17 protein-coding genes and 3 pseudogenes are annotated in these 21,725 nt (G+C 65.9%); 12 read left to right on the top strand and 8 right to left on the bottom strand.

The window, feature by feature from the left end; genetic code table 11:
- From kdpB to OOZ63_RS27170, 8 genes are all read left to right on the top strand, one after another.
- Nucleotides 1-2,100 (top strand): potassium-transporting ATPase subunit KdpB, encoded by a 2,100-nt coding sequence (gene kdpB, locus OOZ63_RS27205; RefSeq protein ID WP_266008816.1) that lies wholly within the window; start codon nucleotides 1-3, stop codon nucleotides 2,098-2,100.
- A gap of 10 nt (nucleotides 2,101-2,110) precedes the next feature.
- Nucleotides 2,111-2,683 carry a potassium-transporting ATPase subunit KdpC gene (kdpC, locus tag OOZ63_RS27200; RefSeq protein ID WP_266008815.1) on the top strand — a complete coding sequence of 191 codons (573 nt, stop codon included), beginning with the start codon at nucleotides 2,111-2,113 and terminating at the stop codon, nucleotides 2,681-2,683.
- Between the two features lie 66 nt (nucleotides 2,684-2,749).
- A complete protein-coding gene (locus OOZ63_RS27195; protein ID WP_266008814.1) occupies nucleotides 2,750-3,562 on the top strand; it encodes a TorF family putative porin in 813 nt (270 codons plus the stop codon).
- Nucleotides 3,563-3,578: 16 nt separating this feature from the next.
- Nucleotides 3,579-4,544 (top strand): magnesium and cobalt transport protein CorA, encoded by a 966-nt coding sequence (locus OOZ63_RS27190; protein WP_266008813.1) that lies wholly within the window; start codon nucleotides 3,579-3,581, stop codon nucleotides 4,542-4,544.
- The gene (locus tag OOZ63_RS27185; RefSeq protein WP_266008812.1) at nucleotides 4,541-7,240 is read left to right on the top strand and encodes a DUF4118 domain-containing protein; all 2,700 of its coding nucleotides are present in this window, start codon (nucleotides 4,541-4,543) and stop codon (nucleotides 7,238-7,240) included. The genes OOZ63_RS27190 and OOZ63_RS27185 overlap by 4 nt, the downstream gene beginning before the upstream one ends.
- The gene (gene kdpE / locus OOZ63_RS27180; RefSeq protein WP_266008811.1) at nucleotides 7,233-7,934 is read left to right on the top strand and encodes a two-component system response regulator KdpE; all 702 of its coding nucleotides are present in this window, start codon (nucleotides 7,233-7,235) and stop codon (nucleotides 7,932-7,934) included. Before OOZ63_RS27185 ends, kdpE begins: the two co-directional genes overlap by 8 nt.
- A gap of 58 nt (nucleotides 7,935-7,992) precedes the next feature.
- Complete coding sequence (locus OOZ63_RS27175; protein ID WP_266008810.1) at nucleotides 7,993-10,098, top strand: TonB-dependent siderophore receptor; 2,106 nt, start codon at nucleotides 7,993-7,995, stop codon at nucleotides 10,096-10,098.
- Nucleotides 10,098-11,180: a PepSY-associated TM helix domain-containing protein gene (locus tag OOZ63_RS27170; RefSeq protein ID WP_266008809.1), complete on the top strand. Its 1,083-nt coding sequence runs from the start codon at nucleotides 10,098-10,100 to the stop codon at nucleotides 11,178-11,180. The genes OOZ63_RS27175 and OOZ63_RS27170 overlap by 1 nt, the downstream gene beginning before the upstream one ends.
- 6 nt (nucleotides 11,181-11,186) lie before the next feature.
- On the opposite strand, the gene OOZ63_RS27165 is transcribed toward OOZ63_RS27170, so the two are convergent.
- From OOZ63_RS27165 to OOZ63_RS27155, 3 genes are all read right to left on the bottom strand, one after another.
- A complete protein-coding gene (locus tag OOZ63_RS27165; RefSeq protein ID WP_266008808.1) occupies nucleotides 11,187-11,915 on the bottom strand; it encodes a type 1 glutamine amidotransferase in 729 nt (242 codons plus the stop codon).
- Between the two features lie 127 nt (nucleotides 11,916-12,042).
- Nucleotides 12,043-13,059 carry a choice-of-anchor A family protein gene (locus OOZ63_RS27160; protein ID WP_266008807.1) on the bottom strand — a complete coding sequence of 339 codons (1,017 nt, stop codon included), beginning with the start codon at nucleotides 13,057-13,059 and terminating at the stop codon, nucleotides 12,043-12,045.
- A gap of 165 nt (nucleotides 13,060-13,224) precedes the next feature.
- Nucleotides 13,225-13,635, bottom strand: coding sequence for a hypothetical protein (locus OOZ63_RS27155; RefSeq protein ID WP_266008806.1), 411 nt, complete (start codon nucleotides 13,633-13,635; stop codon nucleotides 13,225-13,227).
- A 420-nt stretch (nucleotides 13,636-14,055) separates the two neighbouring features.
- Between OOZ63_RS27155 and OOZ63_RS27150 the strand changes: the two genes are divergently transcribed.
- Both OOZ63_RS27150 and OOZ63_RS27145 read left to right on the top strand, forming a co-directional pair.
- Nucleotides 14,056-14,463: a GreA/GreB family elongation factor gene (locus OOZ63_RS27150; protein WP_266008805.1), complete on the top strand. Its 408-nt coding sequence runs from the start codon at nucleotides 14,056-14,058 to the stop codon at nucleotides 14,461-14,463.
- 92 nt (nucleotides 14,464-14,555) lie between these two features.
- Nucleotides 14,556-15,449 (top strand): universal stress protein, encoded by an 894-nt coding sequence (locus OOZ63_RS27145; RefSeq protein ID WP_266008804.1) that lies wholly within the window; start codon nucleotides 14,556-14,558, stop codon nucleotides 15,447-15,449.
- Here OOZ63_RS27145 and OOZ63_RS29330 read toward each other — a convergent pair.
- The 3 pseudogenes from OOZ63_RS29330 to OOZ63_RS27135 all read right to left on the bottom strand — a co-directional run.
- Nucleotides 15,450-15,536: pseudogene (locus OOZ63_RS29330) on the bottom strand (PEP-CTERM sorting domain-containing protein); the annotation flags it as partial.
- Between the two features lie 21 nt (nucleotides 15,537-15,557).
- Nucleotides 15,558-16,385, bottom strand: a pseudogene (locus tag OOZ63_RS27140) (collagen-binding domain-containing protein); the annotation flags it as partial.
- 509 nt (nucleotides 16,386-16,894) lie between these two features.
- Nucleotides 16,895-17,476 (bottom strand): annotated as a pseudogene (locus OOZ63_RS27135) (IS1595 family transposase); the annotation flags it as partial.
- A gap of 191 nt (nucleotides 17,477-17,667) precedes the next feature.
- On the opposite strand from OOZ63_RS27135, the gene OOZ63_RS27130 reads away from it, so the two are divergent.
- Together OOZ63_RS27130 and OOZ63_RS27125 are read left to right on the top strand one after the other, a co-directional pair.
- The gene (locus OOZ63_RS27130) at nucleotides 17,668-17,871 is read left to right on the top strand and encodes a hypothetical protein (RefSeq protein WP_266008802.1); all 204 of its coding nucleotides are present in this window, start codon (nucleotides 17,668-17,670) and stop codon (nucleotides 17,869-17,871) included.
- 66 nt (nucleotides 17,872-17,937) lie between these two features.
- The gene (locus OOZ63_RS27125; RefSeq protein WP_266008801.1) at nucleotides 17,938-19,689 is read left to right on the top strand and encodes a hypothetical protein; all 1,752 of its coding nucleotides are present in this window, start codon (nucleotides 17,938-17,940) and stop codon (nucleotides 19,687-19,689) included.
- Nucleotides 19,690-19,915: 226 nt separating this feature from the next.
- Here OOZ63_RS27125 and OOZ63_RS27120 read toward each other — a convergent pair whose 3' ends face one another.
- The gene (locus OOZ63_RS27120; RefSeq protein ID WP_266008800.1) at nucleotides 19,916-20,215 is read right to left on the bottom strand and encodes a hypothetical protein; all 300 of its coding nucleotides are present in this window, start codon (nucleotides 20,213-20,215) and stop codon (nucleotides 19,916-19,918) included.
- Nucleotides 20,216-20,427: 212 nt separating this feature from the next.
- The gene (locus OOZ63_RS27115) at nucleotides 20,428-21,720 is read right to left on the bottom strand and encodes a DUF2325 domain-containing protein (RefSeq protein ID WP_266008799.1); all 1,293 of its coding nucleotides are present in this window, start codon (nucleotides 21,718-21,720) and stop codon (nucleotides 20,428-20,430) included.
- Nucleotides 21,721-21,725: the final 5 nt, after the last annotated feature.

The raw sequence follows: 21,725 nt of genomic DNA, 5'->3' as shown, positions 1-21,725 counted from the left end.
ATGACGACACAAGACAACAACAAACTCTCTTTCCTCGATCCCGCCTTGCTCAAGCCGGCCGTCGCGGCCTCCTTTGGCAAGCTGGACCCGCGCACGCAGTGGCGCAACCCGGTGATGTTCGTCGTCTACGTCGGCGCCGTCCTGACCAGCGTGCTGTGGCTGGCCAGCCTGAAGGATTCGGCCGTCGCCGGCACCGAGGGATCCGTCTTCATGCTGGCCATCGCGCTGTGGCTGTGGTTCACGGTGCTGTTTGCCAACTTCGCCGAAGCGATGGCCGAGGGTCGCAGCAAGGCGCAGGCCGCGTCGCTGCGCGGCCTGAAGACCAAGACCTGGGCCAAGAAGCTTGAGGAACCCAGGCACGGCGCCAAATGGCATCCTCTGCAGTCCGATGAGTTGCGCAAGGGCGCGGTCGTGCTGGTCGAGGCCGGTGACCTGATTCCGCTGGACGGTGAGGTGATCGAGGGCGTGGCCTCGGTGGACGAGAGCGCCATTACCGGCGAGTCGGCACCGGTCATCCGCGAGTCGGGCGGCGATTTCTCCTCGGTCACCGGCGGCACCCGCGTGCTGTCGGACTGGCTGGTGGTGCGCATCGCCGTCAATCCCGGTGAGTCCTTCCTCGACCGCATGATCGCGATGGTGGAGGGCGCCAAGCGCCAGAAAACGCCCAACGAGATCGCGTTGACGATCTTGCTGGTGGCGCTGACCCTGGTCTTCCTGGTCGTCACTGTGACCTTGCTGCCGTTCTCGGTCTTCAGCGTCGAGGCAGCCGGCGCGGGCACCGTGGTGTCGATCACCGCGCTGATCGCGCTGCTGGTCTGCCTGATCCCGACCACCATCGGCGGCTTGCTGTCGGCCATCGGTGTGGCCGGCATGAGCCGCATGATGCAGGCCAATGTGATCGCGACCTCGGGCCGCGCCGTCGAGGCGGCCGGCGACGTGGACGTGCTGATGCTGGACAAGACCGGCACCATCACCTTGGGCAATCGCCAGGCCAGCCTGTTCGTGCCGGCGCCCGGCGTGAGTGAGCAGCAGCTGGCCGATGCGGCTCAGCTGGCGTCGCTGGCCGATGAGACACCGGAGGGTCGCAGCATCGTGGTGCTGGCCAAGACCCGCTTCAATCTGCGCGAGCGCGAGCTCTCGGGCCTGGATGCGCAGTTCGTTGCCTTCACCGCGCAGACCCGCATGAGCGGCGTCGACCTCGGCTCGCATGCGCAGCAGCAGCGACAGATCCGCAAAGGCGCCGGCGATGCGATCCGCCGCCATGTCGAGGCCCTGGGTGGCAGCTTCCCCAAGGAAGTCAGCCAGGCCATCGACGAGATCGCGCGGCGCGGCAGCACGCCGCTGGTCGTCTGCGATGGTGCCAAGGTGATGGGTGCCGTTGAGCTCAAGGACATCGTCAAGGGCGGCATCAAGGAGCGCTTTGCCGAGCTTCGCCGCATGGGCATCAAGACCGTGATGATCACCGGCGACAACAAGCTGACCGCCGCAGCGATCGCGGCCGAGGCCGGCGTCGACGACTTCCTGGCTGAGGCTACACCCGAGGCCAAGCTCAAGCTGATACGCGACTACCAGGGCGAAGGCCGCCTGGTGGCGATGACCGGCGACGGCACCAATGATGCGCCAGCGCTGGCCCAGGCCGATGTCGCCGTGGCGATGAACACCGGCACCCAGGCCGCCAAGGAGGCCGGCAATATGGTGGACCTGGACTCCAACCCCACCAAGCTGCTGGAGATCGTCGAGACCGGCAAGCAGCTCTTGATGACGCGCGGCTCCCTGACCACCTTCTCGATTGCCAACGATGTGGCCAAGTACTTCGCCATCATCCCGGCGATGTTTGTCGGCGTCTATCCGCAGCTGGCCTCGCTGAATGTGATGGGCTTGCACAGCCCCAGCTCGGCCATTCTGTCGGCGGTGATCTTCAACGCGCTGATCATCATTGCGCTGATCCCGCTGGCCCTGAAGGGCGTGCCTTACCGCGCCATCGGCGCGGCCGCGCTGCTGCGCCGCAATCTGGCCATCTACGGCCTCGGCGGCCTGATCGTGCCCTTTGTCGGCATCAAGGCCATCGACCTGTTCCTGGTCGCCACCCATCTGATTTGAGGAGCTTGCCATGAAAGCCCATCTTCGTCCCGCGCTCGTGAGCTTCGTGCTGCTCAGCGCGATCACCGGTCTGCTCTATCCCTTGGCCGTCACCGGCGTCGGCCAGTCGCTGTTCCCGAAACAGGCCGCGGGTAGCCTGATCGAGCAGGGGGGCAAGGCGGTCGGCTCCGAGCTGATCGGTCAGAGCTTCAGTTCGCCCAAGTACTTCTGGGGCCGTCCCTCGGCCACCGGACCTATGGCCAATAACGCGGCTGGCTCCGGCGGCTCCAACCAGGGGCCGATGAACCCGGCGCTGGCCGATGCCGTCAAGGCTCGCATCGCCGCGCTGCACGCCGCCGATCCGGGCAACACGGCGGCGGTGCCGGCCGATCTGGTCACGGCCTCGGCCAGCGGCCTGGACCCGCACATCTCGATGGCCGCCGCTCGCTACCAGGCCGCCCGTGTGGCGCGCGAGCGCGGCCTGCCGCTGGCCGAGGTGCAGCGCCTGATCGCAGCCAACACCGAGGGCCGCGACCTGGCGGTGCTGGGCGAGCCGCGCGTGCATGTGCTCAAGCTCAATCTGGCACTGGACCAGCCGCGCTGATCGCGCCGCAGCCTCTGTGTTCTTGGGTCAGGCCCATCCGGGCTTGGCCGTTTTTTTGTTCAAGCCATGACCAATATTTTGAAGACGCTTTGCCTCGTTCCCAGTCTGCTGCTGGCCATGCAGTCCCAGGCACAGACCACGCCCGAGCACACCTTGACGGGCAATCTGGGCTTGGTGTCCGACTACCGCTTTCGCGGCATCAGCCAGACCTGGCGCCAGCCGGCCATCCAGGGTGGCCTTGACTATGCGCACAGCAGCGGCGCTTATGCTGGCGTTTGGGCTTCGAGTGTTTCCGGCAACAGCTACAACAACGGCGCCGGCCTTGAGCTGGACCTGTATGGCGGCTACAAGATTGCCCTCAGGCCAGACCTGACCCTGGATCTCGGCGCCCTGGCCTATCTCTACCCCGGCGCCAGGCTGAACAGCGCGCCCGGCGTCGCTACACGCGAGAAGTACGACAACCTCGATGTCTACGTCGGCCTGTCCTCTGGCGCCTTCAGCGCCAAGCTCTCGGTGGCCGCCAGCGACTATTTCGGCCTCAACAGCACGTCCGCCGGCTATGCCTACTTCAGCAGCCTGGCGGCGCGCGGGGCTTCCAAGGGCAGCAGCTATTTGGATCTGAACTACCGCTTCGATCTGGGCGCGGGCATCAATCTGGACACCCATCTGGGTCGTCTGAGTGTTCGCCACTATGGCGAGCTGTCCTATACCGATCTCAAGCTCGGCCTGAGCAAGGAGGTCGGTGGCTTCATTCTGGGCGCGGCCCTGGTGGCGACCGATGCCAAGCGCGACTACTACCAGGCCGGCAATTCCGCCGGCCAGGACGCAAAGCGTCTGGGTCGGGCCACCCTGGTGCTGAGCGCCGCTCGCACGTTCTGAAGGTGACAATGCCGCGATGTTGATCAACTGCGCCGCCTATCGCGAAGGCCACAAGGTGGCCGACCTGGCCCCCGAGGAACTGGGGGCTTATTTGGACCAGCCGGACACCTTCGTCTGGGTGGCGCTGCGCGACAGCGATGCCGCCGAGCTGGAGTCTTACCGGCGGCTCTTCAATCTGCACAGCCTGGCCATCGAGGACGCCAGCCATGGCCACCAGCGCCCCAAGGTCGAGGAGTACGGCGACGACCTCTTCGTCGTGATGCACCTGATCGACTGGGTGGGCGGCGAGCTGCAGCTCGGAGAGGTGATGGTCTTTGTCGGGCGTAACCATGTGCTGTCGGTGCGCAAGGGGAGCAAGCTGCACTTTCTGGGCGTGCGGGAGCGCTGCGAGCGCGAGCCTCAGCTGCTGCGCCAAGGCCCCAGCTTTGTGCTGTATGCGCTGATGGACGCGGTGGTGGATCGCTATTTCCCCATCGTCGACTTGCTGGAGTCGGAGCTCGAGGAGATCGAGCAAAGCATCTTCACCAGCGGCGCGGCGCGCGACAACATCCAGCGGCTCTATGCCTTGAAGCGCCGCCTGATGCTGCTGCGCCGGGCGGTGGCGCCGATGCTGGAGATGCTGTCCAAGCTGCATGGCGGCCGCACGCCGCCGATCTGCGCCAAGTCCGAGGAGTACTTCCGAGATGTGGCCGACCACCTCGCGCGCATTCACGGCGCCATCGAGTCGGTGCGCGAGACCATAGGCACGGCCATCCAGGCCAATCTGTCGATGGTGGCCATCGAGGACAGCGATGTGACCAAGCGCCTGGCCGCCTGGGCCGGCATCTTTGCCGCGGCCACCGCCTTCGCCGGCATCTGGGGCATGAACTTCGAGTGGATGCCCGAGCTGAAATGGCAATGGGGTTATCCGGCCGCGCTGGGCCTGATCACCACGGTCTGCGTCGGCCTGTGGTATCGCTTCAAGCGGGCTGGGTGGCTATGAGCGAGGACCAGCGTCCCGACCCCGACGCGCTGCTGGAGCAACTGCGCGAAGAAGAGGAAAAAGCCGCGCGCGGCAAGCTGCGCATCTACTTCGGCTCCTCGGCCGGTGTCGGCAAGACCTATGCGATGTTGCAGGCGGCCCGCAAGCTGAGTGCCGAATGGAGGGCCGACGGAAGGGCGCCGCTGGTGGGCGTGGTCGAGACCCATGGCCGCAGCGAGACCATGGCGCTGACCGAGGGCCTGGAGATCTTGCCGCCGCGCCAGGTCGAGTACCGCGGCAAGACCCTGCCCGAGTTCGATCTCGATGGCGCGCTGGCGAGGCAGCCCACGCTGATTCTGGTCGACGAACTGGCCCACTCAAACGTGGCAGGTTCGCGGCATCCCAAGCGCTGGCAAGACGTTGAGGAGCTGCTGGCCCATGGCATCGATGTCTACACGACATTGAACGTCCAGCACCTGGAGAGTCTCAACGATGTGGTGGGCGGCATCACCGGGGTGCGCGTGCAAGAGACCTTGCCCGACACCTTCTTCGATGCGGCCGACGAGGTCGTGATGGTGGACACGCCCGCCGACGAGCTGCTTGCGCGACTGAGCGCTGGCAAGGTCTACATGCCGGCGCAGGCCGAGCGCGCAGCGAGGAACTTCTTCCGCAAGGGCAATCTGATGGCCTTGCGCGAGCTGGCGCTGCGCCGCACGGCCGACCGCGTCGAGGACGATGTGCAGGCCTGGCGCAGCAAGCAGGCCATCGCCCAGGTCTGGAAGACCGAGGCTGCCATTCTTTGCGCGATCGGCCCCGCGCACGGGGCCGAACATGTGGTGCGCAGCGCCGCGCGCCTGGCCCAGCAGCTCAATGTGTCCTGGCATGCGGTCTATGTCGAGACGCCCGCGCTGCGGCGCCTTGCAGATGCGCAGCGCGAGCGCATTCTGCGCGTCGTGCGCCTGGCCCATGATTTGGGTGCGGTCACCGCCGTATTGCAGGCGCAAGACTTGGCCCCGGCTCTGGTAAGCCATGCGCGCGAGAACAATCTCTCCCAGCTGGTGCTGGGTCGCGCCGCGCCGCGACCGGCCTGGCGCCGCCTGTTTGGCGGCCTCAGCCTGCACCAGCGCCTGGCGGACAGCGCCAGCGATGTCGACCTGATCGAAGTCGGCCAGTCGGCGACGCCGGCGCCGGTGCCCGACGTCGTCGACCCCGGGCTGGTCTGGGGCCGGCAATGGCAGCGCTATGCGTTTGCGGCGCTGGCCTGCGTGGGAACCACCGCGCTGGCACTGCCGCTGCAGCCGGTGTTCGACGAGGCCAATATCGTCATGCTGTTCCTGCTGACCGTGCTGGGGGTTTCGCTGCGCTGGGGGCGCGGCCCCTCGGTGCTGGCCAGCTTTGTGAGCGTCGGCCTGTTCGACTTCTTCTTCATCGCCCCGCATCTGAGCTTCGCGGTCTCGGATGTGCAGTACCTGCTGACCTTTGTCGTGATGCTGGCCGTGGGATTGATCACCGGCCAGTTGACCGCCCATTTGCGCTACCAGGCCCAGGTTGCTGCCGAGCGCGAAGCGCGCTCCAGGGCGCTGTTCGAGCTGACCCGCGAGCTGTCTGGCGCGCTGCAGACCGAGCAGGTGGTGCAGAGTGCGCAGAGCAGCCTGTCGCGCGAGCTGCATGGCCGGGCATTGGTGCTGGTGCTGGACCTCAAAGATGCCTTGCTGCTCCCCGAGGGTGAGACCGACCCGCCCGATCTGGGCACCGCGCGCTGGGCCCTGGATCACGGCCAGGCGGCCGGCCTGGCCACCGACACCCTGCCGGGCAGCGCCTGGTTCTATCTGCCGCTGCAGGCGCCGATGCGCGCGCGTGGCGTGCTGGCCTTGCGGCCGCGCGATCTGGCCAGCGTGATGCAGCCGGAGCGCCGCGCCCAGCTCGACACCTATGCCAGCATCATCGGCCAGGCGCTGGAGCGCGTGCATTACGTGGAGGTGGCGCAGGACGCGCTGGTGCACATCGAATCCGAGCGCCTGCGCAACTCACTGCTGTCGGCGCTGTCGCATGATCTGCGCACACCGCTGGCCGTGGTCTACGGCCTTGCCGACACGCTGGCTGCCTTGCCGACCCTGCCCGAGGCCGGCCGCGAGATGGCGCAGGCGCTGCAGCGCGAGTCGCAGCGCATCAACGCGATGGTCAACAACCTGCTGGACATGGCGCGGCTGCAAAGCGGCGCGGTGCAACTGCGCCTGCAGTGGCAGCCGGTCGAGGAGGTGGTGGGCAGCGCCCTGCAGGCGATGCAGACGAGCCTGGGCGCGCATCGGGTGCAGACCGAGCTGCCCCCAGGGCTGCCCATGATCAATCTTGACGCGGTGCTGATTGAGCGGGTGCTGTGCAACCTGCTCGAGAACGCGGTCAAGTACACGCCAGCCGGCAGCCTCATACGCATTTCGGCCGAGCTGCGCGAGGCCGAGCTGTGGCTGCGCGTGGCCGATAACGGCCCTGGCCTGCCTCCCGGCCGCGAGGAGGCGCTGTTCGAGAAATTCGCGCGCGCCAAGAGCGAAAGCAGCACGCCCGGCGTCGGCCTCGGGCTGGCGATCTGCCGTGCCATCATGCAAGCCCATCAAGGCGGCATCCATGCCGAGCCGGTGCCCGGCGGCGGCGCCGCCTTTGTGCTGACCCTTCCGCTGGGCAACCCGCCGCCGCTCCCCGACATCGAAGACCATGAGTGATCCCTCTCCCGTTGCACTGATCGTCGAGGACGAACCCAGCATCCGCCGTTTCGTTCGCATGGCGCTGGAGGCCGAGGGCTGGCAGGTGCATGAATGCGAGACCGTGCGTCAGGGCCTGATCGATGCAGGCACGCGCCGGCCCGAGCTGATCGTTCTGGACTTGGGCCTGCCCGATGACGACGGCATCAATTATCTGAAGGATCTGCGCGCCTGGTCCGGCGTGCCGGTGATCGTGCTGAGCGCCCGCGCCAGCGAGGCGGACAAGATCGCCGCGCTCGATGCCGGCGCCGATGACTACCTGACCAAGCCCTTCGGCGTCGGCGAGCTGATGGCGCGTGTGCGGGTGGCGCAGCGGCGCAGCCAGTCCGCCGCTGCGGCGGGCGAGCCGGCTCAGACCGTGTTCCGCTTCGGCGCGGTCGAGGTGGATCTGGTCGCGCGCCGCGTGCTGCGCGAGGGCCAGGCTGTGCACCTGACGCCGATCGAGTACCGGCTGTTGACCCATCTGATCGCCAATGCCGGCAAGGTGCTGACGCACCGCCAGCTGCTGAAGGCGGTCTGGGGTCCCAGCCATGTCGAGGACAACCACTATCTGCGCGTCTATATGGGCCAGTTGCGCCAGAAGCTAGAAGACCACCCTGCCCAGCCCCGACATCTGCTGACCGAGACGGCGGTGGGCTATCGGTTGATGCCCTGACTCGGCCGGGACTTGATATTAGAATGCGAACAATTCGCATTAAATATATCTCGCGCCCATGTCCACCGTCCGTCTGCCGGCTGCCCGGCGCAGCCTTGCCCTGTCCACGCTGACGCTCGCCGCCCAGGCCGCGCTGGCCGCGTCGCCCAGCCTGCTCGATACCGTCGTTGTGACTGGCGAGCGTCAGAAGAGCTTCGCGCCCAGCTCGGTCCAGGTCGGCGCCTTCCGCGACCAGGACCCGCTGGACGTGCCGCTGACGAACAATGTCATGTCGCGCGAGCTGCTCGATGCGCAGGGCGCGCAAGGCCTGTTCGACGCGCTGCGCAACACCGCCGGCGTGACCCGCTCCCAGGTCAGCGGCTCGACCTACGACAACCTGTCGATCCGCGGCATCCTGGTCGAGAACCGCGGCAACTACCGGCTCAACGGAAGTCTGCCGGTGATCAACCTCATCGACATCCCCCTGGAGAACAAGGAGCAGGTCGAGGTGCTCAAGGGCGCCTCGTCGATGTACTACGGCATGGTGCCGCCCTCGGGCATCGTCAACTTCGTCACCAAGCGCGCCGGCGCCAAGCCCGTCAGCTCGCTGACGACGACGCTCAACGACCATGGTGGCGTCAAGGCCCATCTGGACATCGGCCGGCGCTTCGGTGCCGAGGACAGCATGGGCATTCGCCTGAATGCTGCGGCCGGCAAGGAAGAAAACGGCATTGCCAACTTCAAGGGCGACCGCGGCCTGCTGGCGCTGGCCTACGACTGGCGCGTCTCGCCGATCGCCAACCTGAAGCTGGACCTGGAGCACTACAGGAAGAACGTCAGCGAGCAGGCCGCGATCACGCTGCCCGCCGCTGCGGCCGGCGTCATCAACCTGCCGCGCGTGCCCGACAACAAGACCAACCTCACCGCCGACTGGGCCCGCTACGACGCCCAGGCGAGCAATGCGCTGCTGCGCGGCGACATCGCTCTGAACGACAACTGGGTGCTCAGCCTGGAAACCGGCCACGCCGAAACAAAGCGTGACCGCGTCTACACCACCTTGCAGAACTACAACAACCAGACCGGCGCGGGACGCGTCAATATCTCGGTGCTCAAAGGCCAGGCTTACACCAATACCAACCACCGGCTGGAAGCCATCGGCCGCTTCGCCACCGGCGGCCTGCAGCATGAGCTCACCCTGGGCACCAGCTACAACCTGCGCGAGTCCGACGGTTGGCGCAGCGGCGCCGCCCAGGCACCGCAGAACCTGTACGCGCCGATCGCGATCGCACCGGTCAACCCGACGCTGGCCCAGGCCGGCTATCCCTCGGAGATCCGCGACCAGGGCCTGTATGTCTACGACCGCCTCGCGCTCGGCGAGCACTGGCAGTTGCTCGCCGGTCTGCGCCGCACCGACTACCGCAGCCAGAGCAACAGCGCCAGCGGCCCCAACAAGCCCTATGCGGTGGACAAGACCACGCCCAATGTCTCGCTGATGTGGAAGCCTACCCCGGCCCTGAGCGTCTACGCCAGCTTGTTGCGCGGGCTGGAGGAGACCGGCACCGCGCCGCTGTCGGCCACCAATGCCGGCGAGATCCTGCCACCTGCGGTCAGCAAGCAAAAGGAGCTCGGCATCAAGGCCCGCGTCGCCAAGAGCCTGCTGCTGCAAGGGGCGCTCTTCGAGATCGAGCGCCCGCAGGCGACGACGATCGCCGGCGTCTATCAGGTCGGGGGGCAGAGCCGCTATCGCGGCCTGGAGTTCTCGGCCAGCGGCGAGATCGGACGCGACTTTGCCGTGGTGGCCTCGGCCGTGCTGCTCGATGCCGAGATCACCCAGGTGCTCAGCAATGCGGCCGAGCTGGGCAAGACGCCTGAGAACACGCCCAAGAACACCTTGAGCCTGTTCGGCGAGTACCGTCTGCCGGCAGTGCCGGGTCTTGCCTTCAATGCCGGCATCTACCACGTCGGCAAGCGCGCGGTGAACAACCAGAACCAGGCATGGATCCCGGCCTACGACGTGTTCTCACTGGGTGCGCGCTACCAGACCCGGCTTGCTGGCCAGCCCTTGAGCGTTCAGGCCAATCTGGAGAACGCCGCCGACAAGGACTACTGGAGCACCGCCGGCAACAATCTGCTGGGCGTCGGTGCGCCGCGCACGCTGCGCATCACCGCCAAGCTCGACTTTTGATGGCGTTGCTGAAGGCCCGCCGCGTCTGGCTGTGGCTGCACCGCTGGACCGGTCTGACCCTGGGGCTGCTGCTGGCTCTTGCTGCTGTGCTGGGCGCGGCGCTGACGGTGCTGCGCCCGCTGGACCAGGCCCTGCATCCCGAGCTGTTCAGGTCTGCTGCTCAAGGCGACGCCGGGCCAGCCGCGCTGGAGCCCCTGCGCCAGCGCCTGGCGGCCGAGTTCGGCCCCAAGACGACGCTGACCCTGCGCCCGCCGCGCGAGCCGGGCGAGAGCCTGCGCGTGCTGCTCAAAAGTCCGCAATGGGAGGGCACGCTGTATATCGACCCCGGCACCGGGAGCGAGCAGGGCCGGCGCGGTGAGCATGAAGGCGCGGCCAACTTCATCTTCGAGCTGCACAGCGCGCTGCTGCTGGGCGACACCGGCAAGGCCATCTTGGCTGGCGTGTCGCTGGCCTATCTGGCCATTTTGCTGACCGGCCTGATCCTGTGGTGGCCGATGAACGCCGCGCAGTGGCGTCATGCTTTTGCGCTGAAGCTGGGCAAGGGCACGACGCGCGCCCTGTTCGATCTGCATCGGCTGGGCGGTGTCGTGCTGGGCCTGCTGATCGCGGTGTCTGTGGCCAGCGGGGCTTGGATGGCTTGGCGGCCGCTGGGCGTCTGGGTCAGCGGCCTGGCCGGCGAGGCCCCGGTCAAGCCGCCCAAGGTCGGCAAGGCCGAGGGCCCGCCTGCGAGCCTGGACGAGATCGTTGCAGCAGCCCAGGCTCGCTGGCCCGAGGGCATGGTCGGCTATGTGCAGCTGGGGGCGGCGGCAGACCGGCCGGTGCGCGTGCGCCTGAAGCTGCCCGATGATCCGCACCCCAACGGCCTGTCCTCGGTCTGGCTGCATCCGGTCGATGGCGCCGTGCTGGCGCAGCAGCGCTGGAACAGCTTGGACCTGGGCGGGCGCAGCACCGCCTGGATCTATCCGCTGCACACCGGCACCTTGGGCGGCCCGCTGCACGAGGCGGCCACTGGCTTGATCGGGCTGAGCCTGTTCGGCCTGGGTTTGAGCGGCGCCTGGCTGTGGTGGCGCCGGCGCCGCTGAGTTCGCTCACCAGCCGCCGTGCAGCTGCACCAGGGTAGGCCGACTCAGGCCCGTGGCCCATTGCCGGTAGACGCCGCGCGCCACCTGGTGCAACTCTGCGGTGCGCTCGCGCAGGCCCTGCAGCATCTGGGCCTCGGTCTGCACGGCCGGACCATGGGCCAGGGTCAGCTCTTGGCGTGACTCTTCGCACCAGGCTCGCACGCTGGCCTCGGTGACCTCCAGGTGCGATTGGAAACCCAGATGCTTGCCGTGGACGAAACCCTTGTTCAGGCAATGCATGCCAAACAGCGTGCGGGCGGCGCCGCGCGGGATCTCGAAGGTGTCGTAGTGCCAGTTGAACAGGCTCGCGTGGGTGGCGCCGCCAAACATCGCACGGGCTGCCGGCGTCACGGCAAGCCGGGCCCAGCCGATGTTGGGCCAGGCATTGCGGTGCACCTGGGCACCCATCGCACGCGCCAGCAACTGGCCGCCGAAGCAGTGACCCAGCACCGGCACATCGCGGCTCAGCGCCGCCTGCAGCAGCGCGATCTCCTGGCCAATCCAAGGCAGGTCTTCATTGACGCTGTGATTGCTGCCCAGCACCACCAGGCCGCTGTGGTCGCTGGCCCGCACAGGCAAGTCCTGACCCTGGGCCGGATGGAAGATCTGAAAAGGGATGTCCTGCTGCTGCAGAAAATCCAGCAAGTAGCCGGGGCCTTGGCTGGCTTCGTGCTGAAGGATGGCGACTGGGCGCATGGGCCGGGCCGGCACCGTGGCCGACCTGTTGTTGCGAGGCCTTCAGTCTCCCGGCCCGCAGCTCAAGAAGTCGCCCAGCTTTTGCTTGGCAGTGTCAAGACGCCGTCAAGACGGCGGTCCGCCGGATTCAGCGCCGACGGCGCGCCGCCACGAAGCCGATCACGCCCAGGCCGGCCAGCAGCATGGCCGTGCTGCCGGGCTCGGGCACGGCAGAGATGGCGCCAGCAAAGGCGGCGTCGTTGATCTGCACCGAGCCGCTCCAGCTCTGTGCGATCACCTGGCCGTTGATCACGCCGGAGCCGGCCGTGAACTTGGCCAGCGGGGCGAGGAAGGAGGCGGTGACGCCGCCGCTGAAGCTGACCGTCTGCGCGTCGACCAGGTTGAACAGCACGCGGCCGCTGTCGAAGCCGGTGTAGCCATGGTTGCCGAAGTCGACCTTGCTGCCGTGCACATTGATGATCACGGTCGCATTGCTGCCCAGATTGCTGAGCTCGAGGTTCTTGCCGACATCGGCTGCATTCAGGTCGAACACGGCCAGTCCGGCGCCCTGGCCGTTGAGCACCATATTGCCCCAGACGTTGGCGACGCTGCCGCTGTTGGCAAAGCCGTCGAGCTGCTGCGAGAAGCTGCTCAGCCGCGCCTGCTCACCCGCGAAATCGATGCCCAGGTTCACCGTGCTGCCGGCTGCGGCTTTTTGCGGCAGCGGGTTCTGCCACTGCTGCACGCCGCTGGCGCTGCCGCCGTAGGTGATGCTGTCGGCCGTCAGCCAAGCCTTGTTGGCATTCAGATTGCCGCCCACCCGCACATCGCCGATGAAACTGGCACCGCTCTGGGTGTTCAGATTGCCGCCGACGACGGTATCGCCCCAGAGCTGGCCGCCGCTGAACTGCAGACTGCCACCGACCGCCAGGCCAATGCCTTCGTACAGCGCACCCGAGCCCTTGGTGTTGATCGAGTAGCTGCCCAGCTTGGCATTGCCGCCGACTGCGACGCGGCCCTCGACATCGCTGGAGCTGGCTGTGAAATCGTCGAACACCAGCAGGTTCAAGCCCTTGTCCAGACCCAGCGCGTTCGGCGCTGCCTGGGCCAGCGAGGTCGCCAGCAAGGTGGCGGCGAGGGCGGAGAACGGGGTCGAGCGGCGCATGGGTGAGATCCTGGCTTGAAGAGATGCGCGCATTCTTCTGGCATGCGTGCTCCGCGTAAACCCTGATTCCGGGTGTCTCGGTGCCGGACCGTGCGCTAACTCACGCTTTGCCCGAGAAAGCCCGCCGCGCGCACCCGAACGGCACTTCGAGGGGGCGGGCTTGTCTCAAACGCCGAAGCACCGGCGTGCAAGTTCTCGATGGGGTCGATCAGGGCCGTGGGGGGGGAAGTTGACCGAGCCGTTGGAGACGGTCGGGTCATCAACGACGCGTCGGCCGTTGATCAGGGTCAGCGTGTGGTCGTACCTCATGCGCAGCAGGCTCAACGCATTCGCGGCAGCGTTGAAGTTGCTGCCGAAGTTGGCGCCCGACGCGAAACCGGTGTTTTCGGTCAGCGAGCTGGCCGCATCGAAGACACCCTTGTCCTCTTGGCGCGAGCCGGTCAGCTGCACGCTGGGGGACAGACTGGATCGCGCTGCGGGGCCGCAGCGCCATCGGTAGTGGTCGCTGTAGTGGGCCGTGCATTGGCCAGCACATTGGCCAGCGCCAGCGGCGCGGACCGCCATGGAGGAACGCACGACATGGATGCACTGATGCAGGGGTCAGGTCTTGCCAGCAAGCCTAGTTTGGCTTGTGGCCCCTCGGCTTCGCAAATGAGCTGCGCAGCGTAGACAAGCCGGTGTCGGGGCCCAAGGAGGAAGCGCGCCTATGCCAAAGCGCTGCCGCCGGCCTACAATGGCGCCATGTCTGCCCCGGTCCTTGTTGCTTCTCGCTCCGCTGTCCAGTGCGCCGCTCTCGCGACGGCACTGCAGTCGCGTGCCTGCCGAGCACAAGCGGCCGCTGCGCAGCATGCCCAGCCGGCCGCACCCCTCTAAGCCCGGCGATCCGCTACCCCTCATCTTTTCGCGCACCATCGATCGCCGGGCCATCGCCCCGCGCGTCGGCACGCACCGCTTTTTCCATTGAAGCGGCGTGCTGGCTTTTGATCGGATTGCGTCATGCATACACCCAACACCGCCAAGCCCGAGCGCCTGCTCACGGCCCTGGATCACCGCCGCCTGAGCAAGCTGCTCGAAGCTCAGTCCCATGATGCCCTGCAGGCGCTGCTCGACGGCGCCGATCTGGTGGACTCCCGTCAGGTGCCGCCCAATGTGGTCACGATGTACTCGCAGGTGGAGATCGTCGGCGTCCAGAGCGGGCGGCGTCACCGGCTGACCCTGTGCTACCCGCATGACGCCGAGCCCAGCGTCGGCTTTGTCTCGGTGCTGTCGCCGGTCGGCACCGGCCTGCTGGGCTTGCCTGTGGGTTCGCTGGCGCGCTGGCAGACACCCAATCGTGACGAGGCCGCGGCCGAGATCGACGCCATCCTCTTCCAGCCCGAAGCCAGCGGCGACTACACGCTCTAGACCGATCCGGCGCCGCATCGCCTGTGCCGCCCGCTTGCGCCTTTGGCAAGCGGTTGGCCCCTCGGCATGGCGCCTTCACTCAGGACACCGAGATGCACTGCAAGAGAATTTTGACCCTTTGCGATTTTTCAGCGGGCGGCAACCGTGCGATGGAGCGTGCGGCATTGCTGGCCGCCGAACAGGCGGCCGAGCTGTGGGTGGTTTGCAAGCCGCTGTCGCGCGAGCACGGCCCGCCCGACGCGCTTGATCGTCTGGAGCGCGTTGCCCGCCAGTTGGCGCAACGCCATGGCCTGCGGGTGCGCACCGAGATTGCCGTGCGGCAGCCGGACTTCGTGGCGCTGTCGCGCCGCGCCGATCTGCTCGTGTTGGGCTGCCGGCCCGAACCCTGGCTGATGCGTTGGTTTCGCGGCCATAGTCTTGCGCGCATGGCGGACCGCAGCGCTTGTCCGCTGCTGGTGGTCAAGCGCCAGCCGCAGCGCGCCTACCGGCGCCTTATGGTGGCGCTGGACCTGGCTGAGGCTCAGTCCGAACTGCCCGAAGTCAGCTGCAGCCTGGCACCGCAGGCCCTCATCGAGCTGTTCCATGTGCTCGGCAGCTTCAATGAAGTGGCATTGCGCGGCACCGATTCGCGGCACCCGCTGATTGATGCCTACCGACGCGAGCTTCGCAGCCGTGCCCAGCAGCGCTTGCTGCAGATCAGCGATTCGCTGGATGGCCGTCGTAACCGTGTGCTGGCCACGCTTGGGCGTGGTGATACCGCCAGCCAACTACTGGTTCACCAGCAGCGCAGCGGCGCTGAGCTGATGTTGCTTGGCGGCGCCGGGCCGCGCAGCTGGCTGGGCGGTTTTCCGGGCGTGCGCGGGCGTCTGCTGGCGCACGCCAGCTGCGATCTGCTGCTGATGCCGCCTGGTGGCGGGCAAGAAAAAACCGCAGGCCGCGCTCTAGCGCGGCTGCGGTCTTGGTGCCAGGACTTGGCGAGGTCTTGATCAGGCTTGGCGGCGACGGCGCACCACAAAGCCCATCGCGGCCAGACCCGCCAGCATCAGTGCATAACTCTCGGGCTCGGGCACCGGCGAGGTCGGGATGAAGGGCTCGTGGCCGATCTCGAAGGCCTGCGATACCGACTGGCCGATCACCGTGCCTTCGACATGGCCCTGGCCCAGGAAGTTGGCGTTCGGGGCCAGGATGCTGCCCTCGATGAAGGTGTTGACGGCGATATTGCTGGCGTTCTCGAAGTTGAACAGTACACGGCCGCGCAGATCGTCGAATTGACCAAGGAAGGCGCCGGTGAAGGCCACATCGCCGCCATTGCGAACATTGATCACGACCCAAGAGTCGGCCGCGACATTGCCAAGCGCCAGCGTGCCGATGCTCTGCTTGCCTTCCCAGTTCAGCTTGGCGTTTAGATCGAACACCTCGACCACGCCGGCGCGGCCGCTACCGGTCAGCGTGGTGTCGGACCAGGGGGCGGCGACCGTCCCGGTGGTGGCCTGCTGACCCAGCTGACCGGACAAGGCGCCGAGTTGGCTCTTGGCCTGGGCGAAATCGATCACGCCGGCTTGCTGGCGCAGATCCATGCCCTGGGTCTGACCGCTGAGCGTGCCGCCATAGACGCCGTAGCCCAGGGCCTTCTCATACTCGGTGATCGGGCCGACCGTGGCATTGGTGTCCACCGGGGTCTTGGGGCCGTTGAAGATGCCGCCGTTGGCGTTGAAATGGGCGTTGCCGCCGACCACCAGGCTGGGGCCGTTCGAGCCGTGGGGCGTGCGATAGCCGATCGAACCGTTGCCGGTGAAGTCGCCGCCGACGGCCAGGCGGCCCTCGACATCGTTCTGGGCCTTCACATCACCGAAGAAAAAGCCGCTGTAGCCCTGGGCCACGCCGAAATCGATGACCGGTAGGGCTTGCGCCTGCTGGACCATCAGAGTTGCCATCAGCGAGATAACCAATTGAATACCAATTGTGGGGGCTTTTCTCTGCAAGTTCATTTCTCATCCTCCGCTATGGGTGTTATGTATATTGCCTGCCTTGTGAGTGGGCAGCGGGCGGATTCTTCCTGGGGGCCATCCCGAGGTCTACCCCTTGCTTAAGTGGTATCTATTTGGTTTTGCTCATGTGCGACGATTCAGGTCTCGGTCCGTTTCTCACCCGGGCGGACGTTCCGAGTGTGCGGGTGCGCAGCAATGGAGCCGCTTTGCTTGTTTTTCGGTGCCAATGCGAAGTCCAAGGCGTCGCTGGCAGCACAAGGCCTGGTCGCCCCCTTCCTTCGGCGCAAAGCTTGCTGCGGCTGCCAAAGGCGCAGTGAACTCTATGTTCGGAGAGGGCCGGGTTTTGAGGACTTCTTGCTGCGGCGCTCGTCACGAGACTCGTCTGCAAGGTCGAGTCGCTGATGGAGATGCGGCGCCCGTTGATTGATCAAGTCCGTGTCGATTGCATCGAGGAGAGCGGTGGCGGACTTGCGGTAGTTCAGCGAAGGAAACGCGCCAGCCAGCGAGGTCTTGAGATTGCTCAGCACGGTGTTGATCCATTTGGATTCGGGCAGGTCGCAAGGCTTGAGCGTGCCGACGACCCGGGGCACATGGACACACCCGGCATCGGCCACGGCAGCGAAGCAGCCCAGACCATCGCTGAGCACCAGCGTCTGCGGCGCCGGGTTGGCCTGCGCCCATTGGCCGATAGCGTCGAGCGTGAAGCCGCTGACCAGACTGAGCTTGAGATCGATCGGCTGGCCGCGCTCACCGAGCGAGACGGCAGCCACAAAGGGCACCTTGTTCTCTGAGCCTCGCCCTGCCTTGCCGCCAGCGCGCTCGCCACCGAGATAGACGTCATCGAGTTGCACAGCGCCACTCAGCCGCTGGCTATCGTCGTGCGCGGCCATGGCACGGTTGATCTTGTGGTGCAGCAGCCAGGCGGTGGGGTAGCTCACGCCGAGCTGGCGTTTGAGCGCTGGCGCCGACAGCCCGGTCTCGGCCTGGCTGATGAGGTAGGTGGCGAGAAGCCAGGCTAGCCATGGATAGGTTACGACGCAGTGCGGCCCCCTGATCAGGCTCTGTCCCTTCGGCAGCGAAAGGAGTACGGTCGACTGACGCGATGCCGACGTCTTGGTGGCAAGAGTTGCGCTGCGCTGATGAGATTTGTTTTACAATCCGCAGCTTGTTGCCAAGCTGCGGAGCGTCTGATGTCTCCGCAAAGAGGGGGTATGGGTTGAAAAAGGTCTTTTTTCCCAAGAGCGCAGCTCGTGCGGTCGCGGCATTCGTCGAACGCGAGGACACCCGGAAGCTGGTGACGGGCTCTGCGATTGATACGGCTTTGAAGGCCGCATCGCAGCAGGTTCGAAATCTGGCCGAGGAGCGCAGGCGCGTTCGCCAGATCGATCAGGAAGTGATGGCACAGCGCGTGTCTGTGTAAAAGAATTTGAAGAAAAAGGGCGACTTGGTCGCCCTTTTTTTTGTTGTGCGCACGAGGGAGAGGGGCATGGATATCAAAGAATTCCAGCCACTGAGTTCGCTGCTAAAGGACATTGTGGAGAACGAGTCCGCGCTGTCGAGCGATCAGTGCAAGTGCTTGAGCAAGTATCTCAAGGAGCTCGAGGCGAGCTCGGTGGTCATTGAGCCCGACTACACGGATGCCGGCTACCTGCTGGACTATTCGAACTACTACTCACGCTGCCACGACGAGTTCGTCAAGGTCACTCACCGGGTGCATTTCTTTTCATGCGCGGTGCCGGATCTCAATCGCATGTGCGATGAGGCCTTGGCCGATCCGGCGCGTGAGGACGATCACCTGATCAACGCGCATTACCTCGGTTTTATCGTGATCAAGCCGTTGCCGATGACGATCATCGGCAGGACCTGCCTCAAGACCTATCCTCGGTATGACGTGAATTCACGGCGCACGCGGAGTTTTCCGATCCTTCGTGAATACCATGTGTCATTGCACGGGATCAGCCTGTCGATTCGATCCATTGCCTTTCAAGAGCAGGATGCTGAAATCGCCGCGTGCTCGACCGCGTCGATCTGGTACGCCCTACATGGGCTGCCGAAAAAGATCACGACGCCGGAGATTCCAGCCCCTTTTGAGATCACCAGCGGCGCGTCGGCCACCTACATGAAGCGCAGTCTGGGCGAGGTGTCCAGGAAATTCCCGACGAGCGGCCTGGGGCTCGAGCAAATCGAAGCCTACTTTCGGACGCACGGCCTCGATTGCATCGTGTGTGGTGTCGCGCTCGACAAAAACTCAGCGCAACTCTGCGAGTACGTTGCGGCCTATGTGAGCGCCGGCTGGCCGATTATCCTCGTGGGCAATCTGTACACGGGGCGAAGGCGGTCTACCGATTTTGTCAAGCGAGGCCTGCATGCGGTCACAGCGCTCGGCTATGCCGAGGATCCGCAATTCGGTGCAGGCAACAGCGCCAACCGGATTCGCCGGATATTTGCACACGATGACAACCTGGGGCCGTTCACGAGCTTCCATATCGAGCAGTGCAGGGCAGGGGACTTTGTCCGAGTCATCAAGGGCGAGAACCTCGGCACACCTTCTGTGCAATCCAATGTGCAAGCCGCGATCGAAGGCGTGATGGGAACGCCATTCAGTTCGGTCGAGAAGGCGTTGACCGGGTTTCTGTCTAACAACTCCGGTTTGGCAGGCGAAGGGACGACGGCCCGAAAGTTTGCCCCTGAGTACCTGATCATTCCGATCAACCACAAGATTCGCTTCCCGTACGAGAGCGTGTCATTGTTTGCCAATCAGGTCGCGAAGACCTATGAGACCCGAGGGGGCGTTTGGTATGCGCCTGGCACGACGCCGCCGCTGATCTCCTGGTCGATCCGGCTGCTGGAGGTGTCGCAATACAGAAGTCAGTTGCGTGGATGCACGACGATCAGTCGTGACGAAGTCGTGGATGCACTCTATGAGTCGATGCCCAAGTACACATGGCAGCTGCGCTTCACCACGTCGATCGAGGCGGCGGAGGTAACGCTGATGGACTTCCTGTTTGATGCAACGGCTCTGCGACAAAGCGGCGGGCTCTACGGGATGCTCTCTCATCAGGTCGGCGGCAAGGATCACGTCTTCTTCTCAATCGTGAGCGCGCTTCTGATGGCCTACAAGGAGGATCAGATTCAGGAAGTTGAGTTGGAGATTCAACCCATCATTCGCACTGCCAGAGATATCCTTGAAGCCGAGATTCGGTACGCGCGGCAGTTCGACGGCGACCCGGCTGACTGAGGGGGCCACCCTCCTAAGAATGCACCAGCGGCGTTCCCCGTGCGGGATCGCATTGACGAGAGTGGGGCCGAGTCGAGTGAGCAGCGATACGTCCGTCGAGCTGAGGGGTCTCCTCAGGACGAAAATGGGCTATTCGGTCTTTCCCGGGGCACCACCATCCCTCGCCGGGCTTGTCGAGCGGGGCGTTGGGCTCGGCGTGAACGTGTAGCCGTCCAGATAGCCAGGCTCAATCGCCCAGAGGCTGCGCGCCGACCGGCGGCCAGACTCTACGTCTGGCGAATCCATGGCCTGCTGTTCCTTTTCGCATCGCCGGCGCGCCGGTTTCCCGCGTGATCTTCAACTGTGTGACCAACTCCTGTGACCACACCTGATCCGCCGCCGGCGCGGCATCAGAGCTAGTCTGCGCGGCAACTGAACCGAGCAGTGGCAGTGGAGCCTTATCGAGCAGCGCGCCGATGTGTGGCTCGAAGTCTGCCGGCATCACGCCCGTGCGAAGGGCCCCACCCAGCACTTCAGGCGGGATCATGCGTTTGTAGCTAGAGCTTGCCGTCTGCGCAGCCAGCTCTAGCGCAGGTCGCCGGACTGGTCTGCCGGCGTCGCTCCTGGCAAGCACAGGCAGTCGCATTTCCCAGCGCGGTGGCCATCTCCAAGGTCAGAGTCCATTTGGGTGCGTGGGTGAGCAGGGTCGAAGTCGGCCCCGCCCGCAGGCAGTTAAGGGCCGACAGCAGGTTGAGTCAATCAGTCTTGATGACCTTGCTGAAGGACTCCCGCTTCCACCTGTGGGGCGCTACCCAGAGATCCGAGAGCGCGCCGCAGGCCGCTTGCACTGGGCGAGTCAAGGTACAGGCATTTTTTGCCGTGGCGCTTGCAGTGGTCCTTGACCCGCCAGTAGGCGTCGTGGCTGATGCAGCCGGTCTGGCAGATCACCAGATCGGCGGCCGCCAAACTGGCGTCCAACTTTGTCACTGCGTCTTCCTCGCCGCCGTCATGGTGCAGAAAGCGCCCGCCGGTGCGCTCGATCAGCTGGCGGTAGATCGGCACCACGGCCTGACGACCGCCGACACACAGCACCGCGCGCTCGCTCAGCTCGGGCAGGGCCAGGTTAGGCTCGGGGGCCGCTTGCGGGGCACGTGCCAGATCCAGCATCTGCCGGGCTTCCTCGACCCGGCGGCGCTCGCGCTCGACTTGCTGCTGGGCTGTCAGCAGCGCGCGCTCCAGCTCGTGGATGCGGCCCTGCTGCAGACGGATTTGGTCCGCCTGTTCCTGGCGGTTGCGCAGGCCCGGCACGGCGGCCTCCAGGCGCTGCAGGTCTTCACGCAGACCGGCCATCGCCGTGTCGCGGCCCAGCAGCTCGCCGCGCAGGCGCAGCTGCTCCGACTGCAGGCGCTCGATCTGGGAGGCGCGCTCGGCCAGTGCGCGGCTGCTGCGCGACTGGGCCTGGGCGAGCTCGCGACCCACGATCTGGTTCTCGTCGAGCAGGGCCTCCAGGCGCTGCAGATCGGCACGGTTGGCAGCGCCCACCTGATGCTGCAGCATATGGATGTCGCGCAGCACCTGCTCCTGCAGGCCGGCGTCGCAGCGCGCATGGGTCAGCGTCGCCCACAGACTGCCGGCGACATCGTTGCTGAGCTGGGCGGCGGCCCACCAGCGCGACAAGGCCTCGGTGCTCTTGAGCTGGGCGGACTGGCGCAGTGCAATCGCGTAGCGCTGGTCCAGCTCGCGCTGCAGGGTCTCGGCCACGGCCGAGCGAGAGCCGCACTCATTGATGGCACCGCAATGCAGGTCGTAGTCGCTGGCGATGGTGCTGCCACCCAAAATTCTATCGATGCGCCGGCGCAGGACCGGCATCGGCAGGCAAACCCCGATCACTGGGCACAAGGCCTGCGACGGTAGCTCCCACAGGCGTCTGCGTCGCGAGCCGCGTGCCAGGGGCTGGGCGCTGTCAGTAATGGGCGCGGGTGTGGGCAGGGCGCCTGCAACCGTGGGCTCGTCGCTCAGCAGGCGGGAGAAGACATTGGGCTTGTCGCACATCGACG

It is taken from the genome of Paucibacter sp. PLA-PC-4 (assembly GCF_026241155.1).
GTDB lineage: Bacteria > Pseudomonadota > Gammaproteobacteria > Burkholderiales > Burkholderiaceae_C > Roseateles_E.
This window is presented reverse-complemented; position numbering and strand designations above follow the sequence as displayed.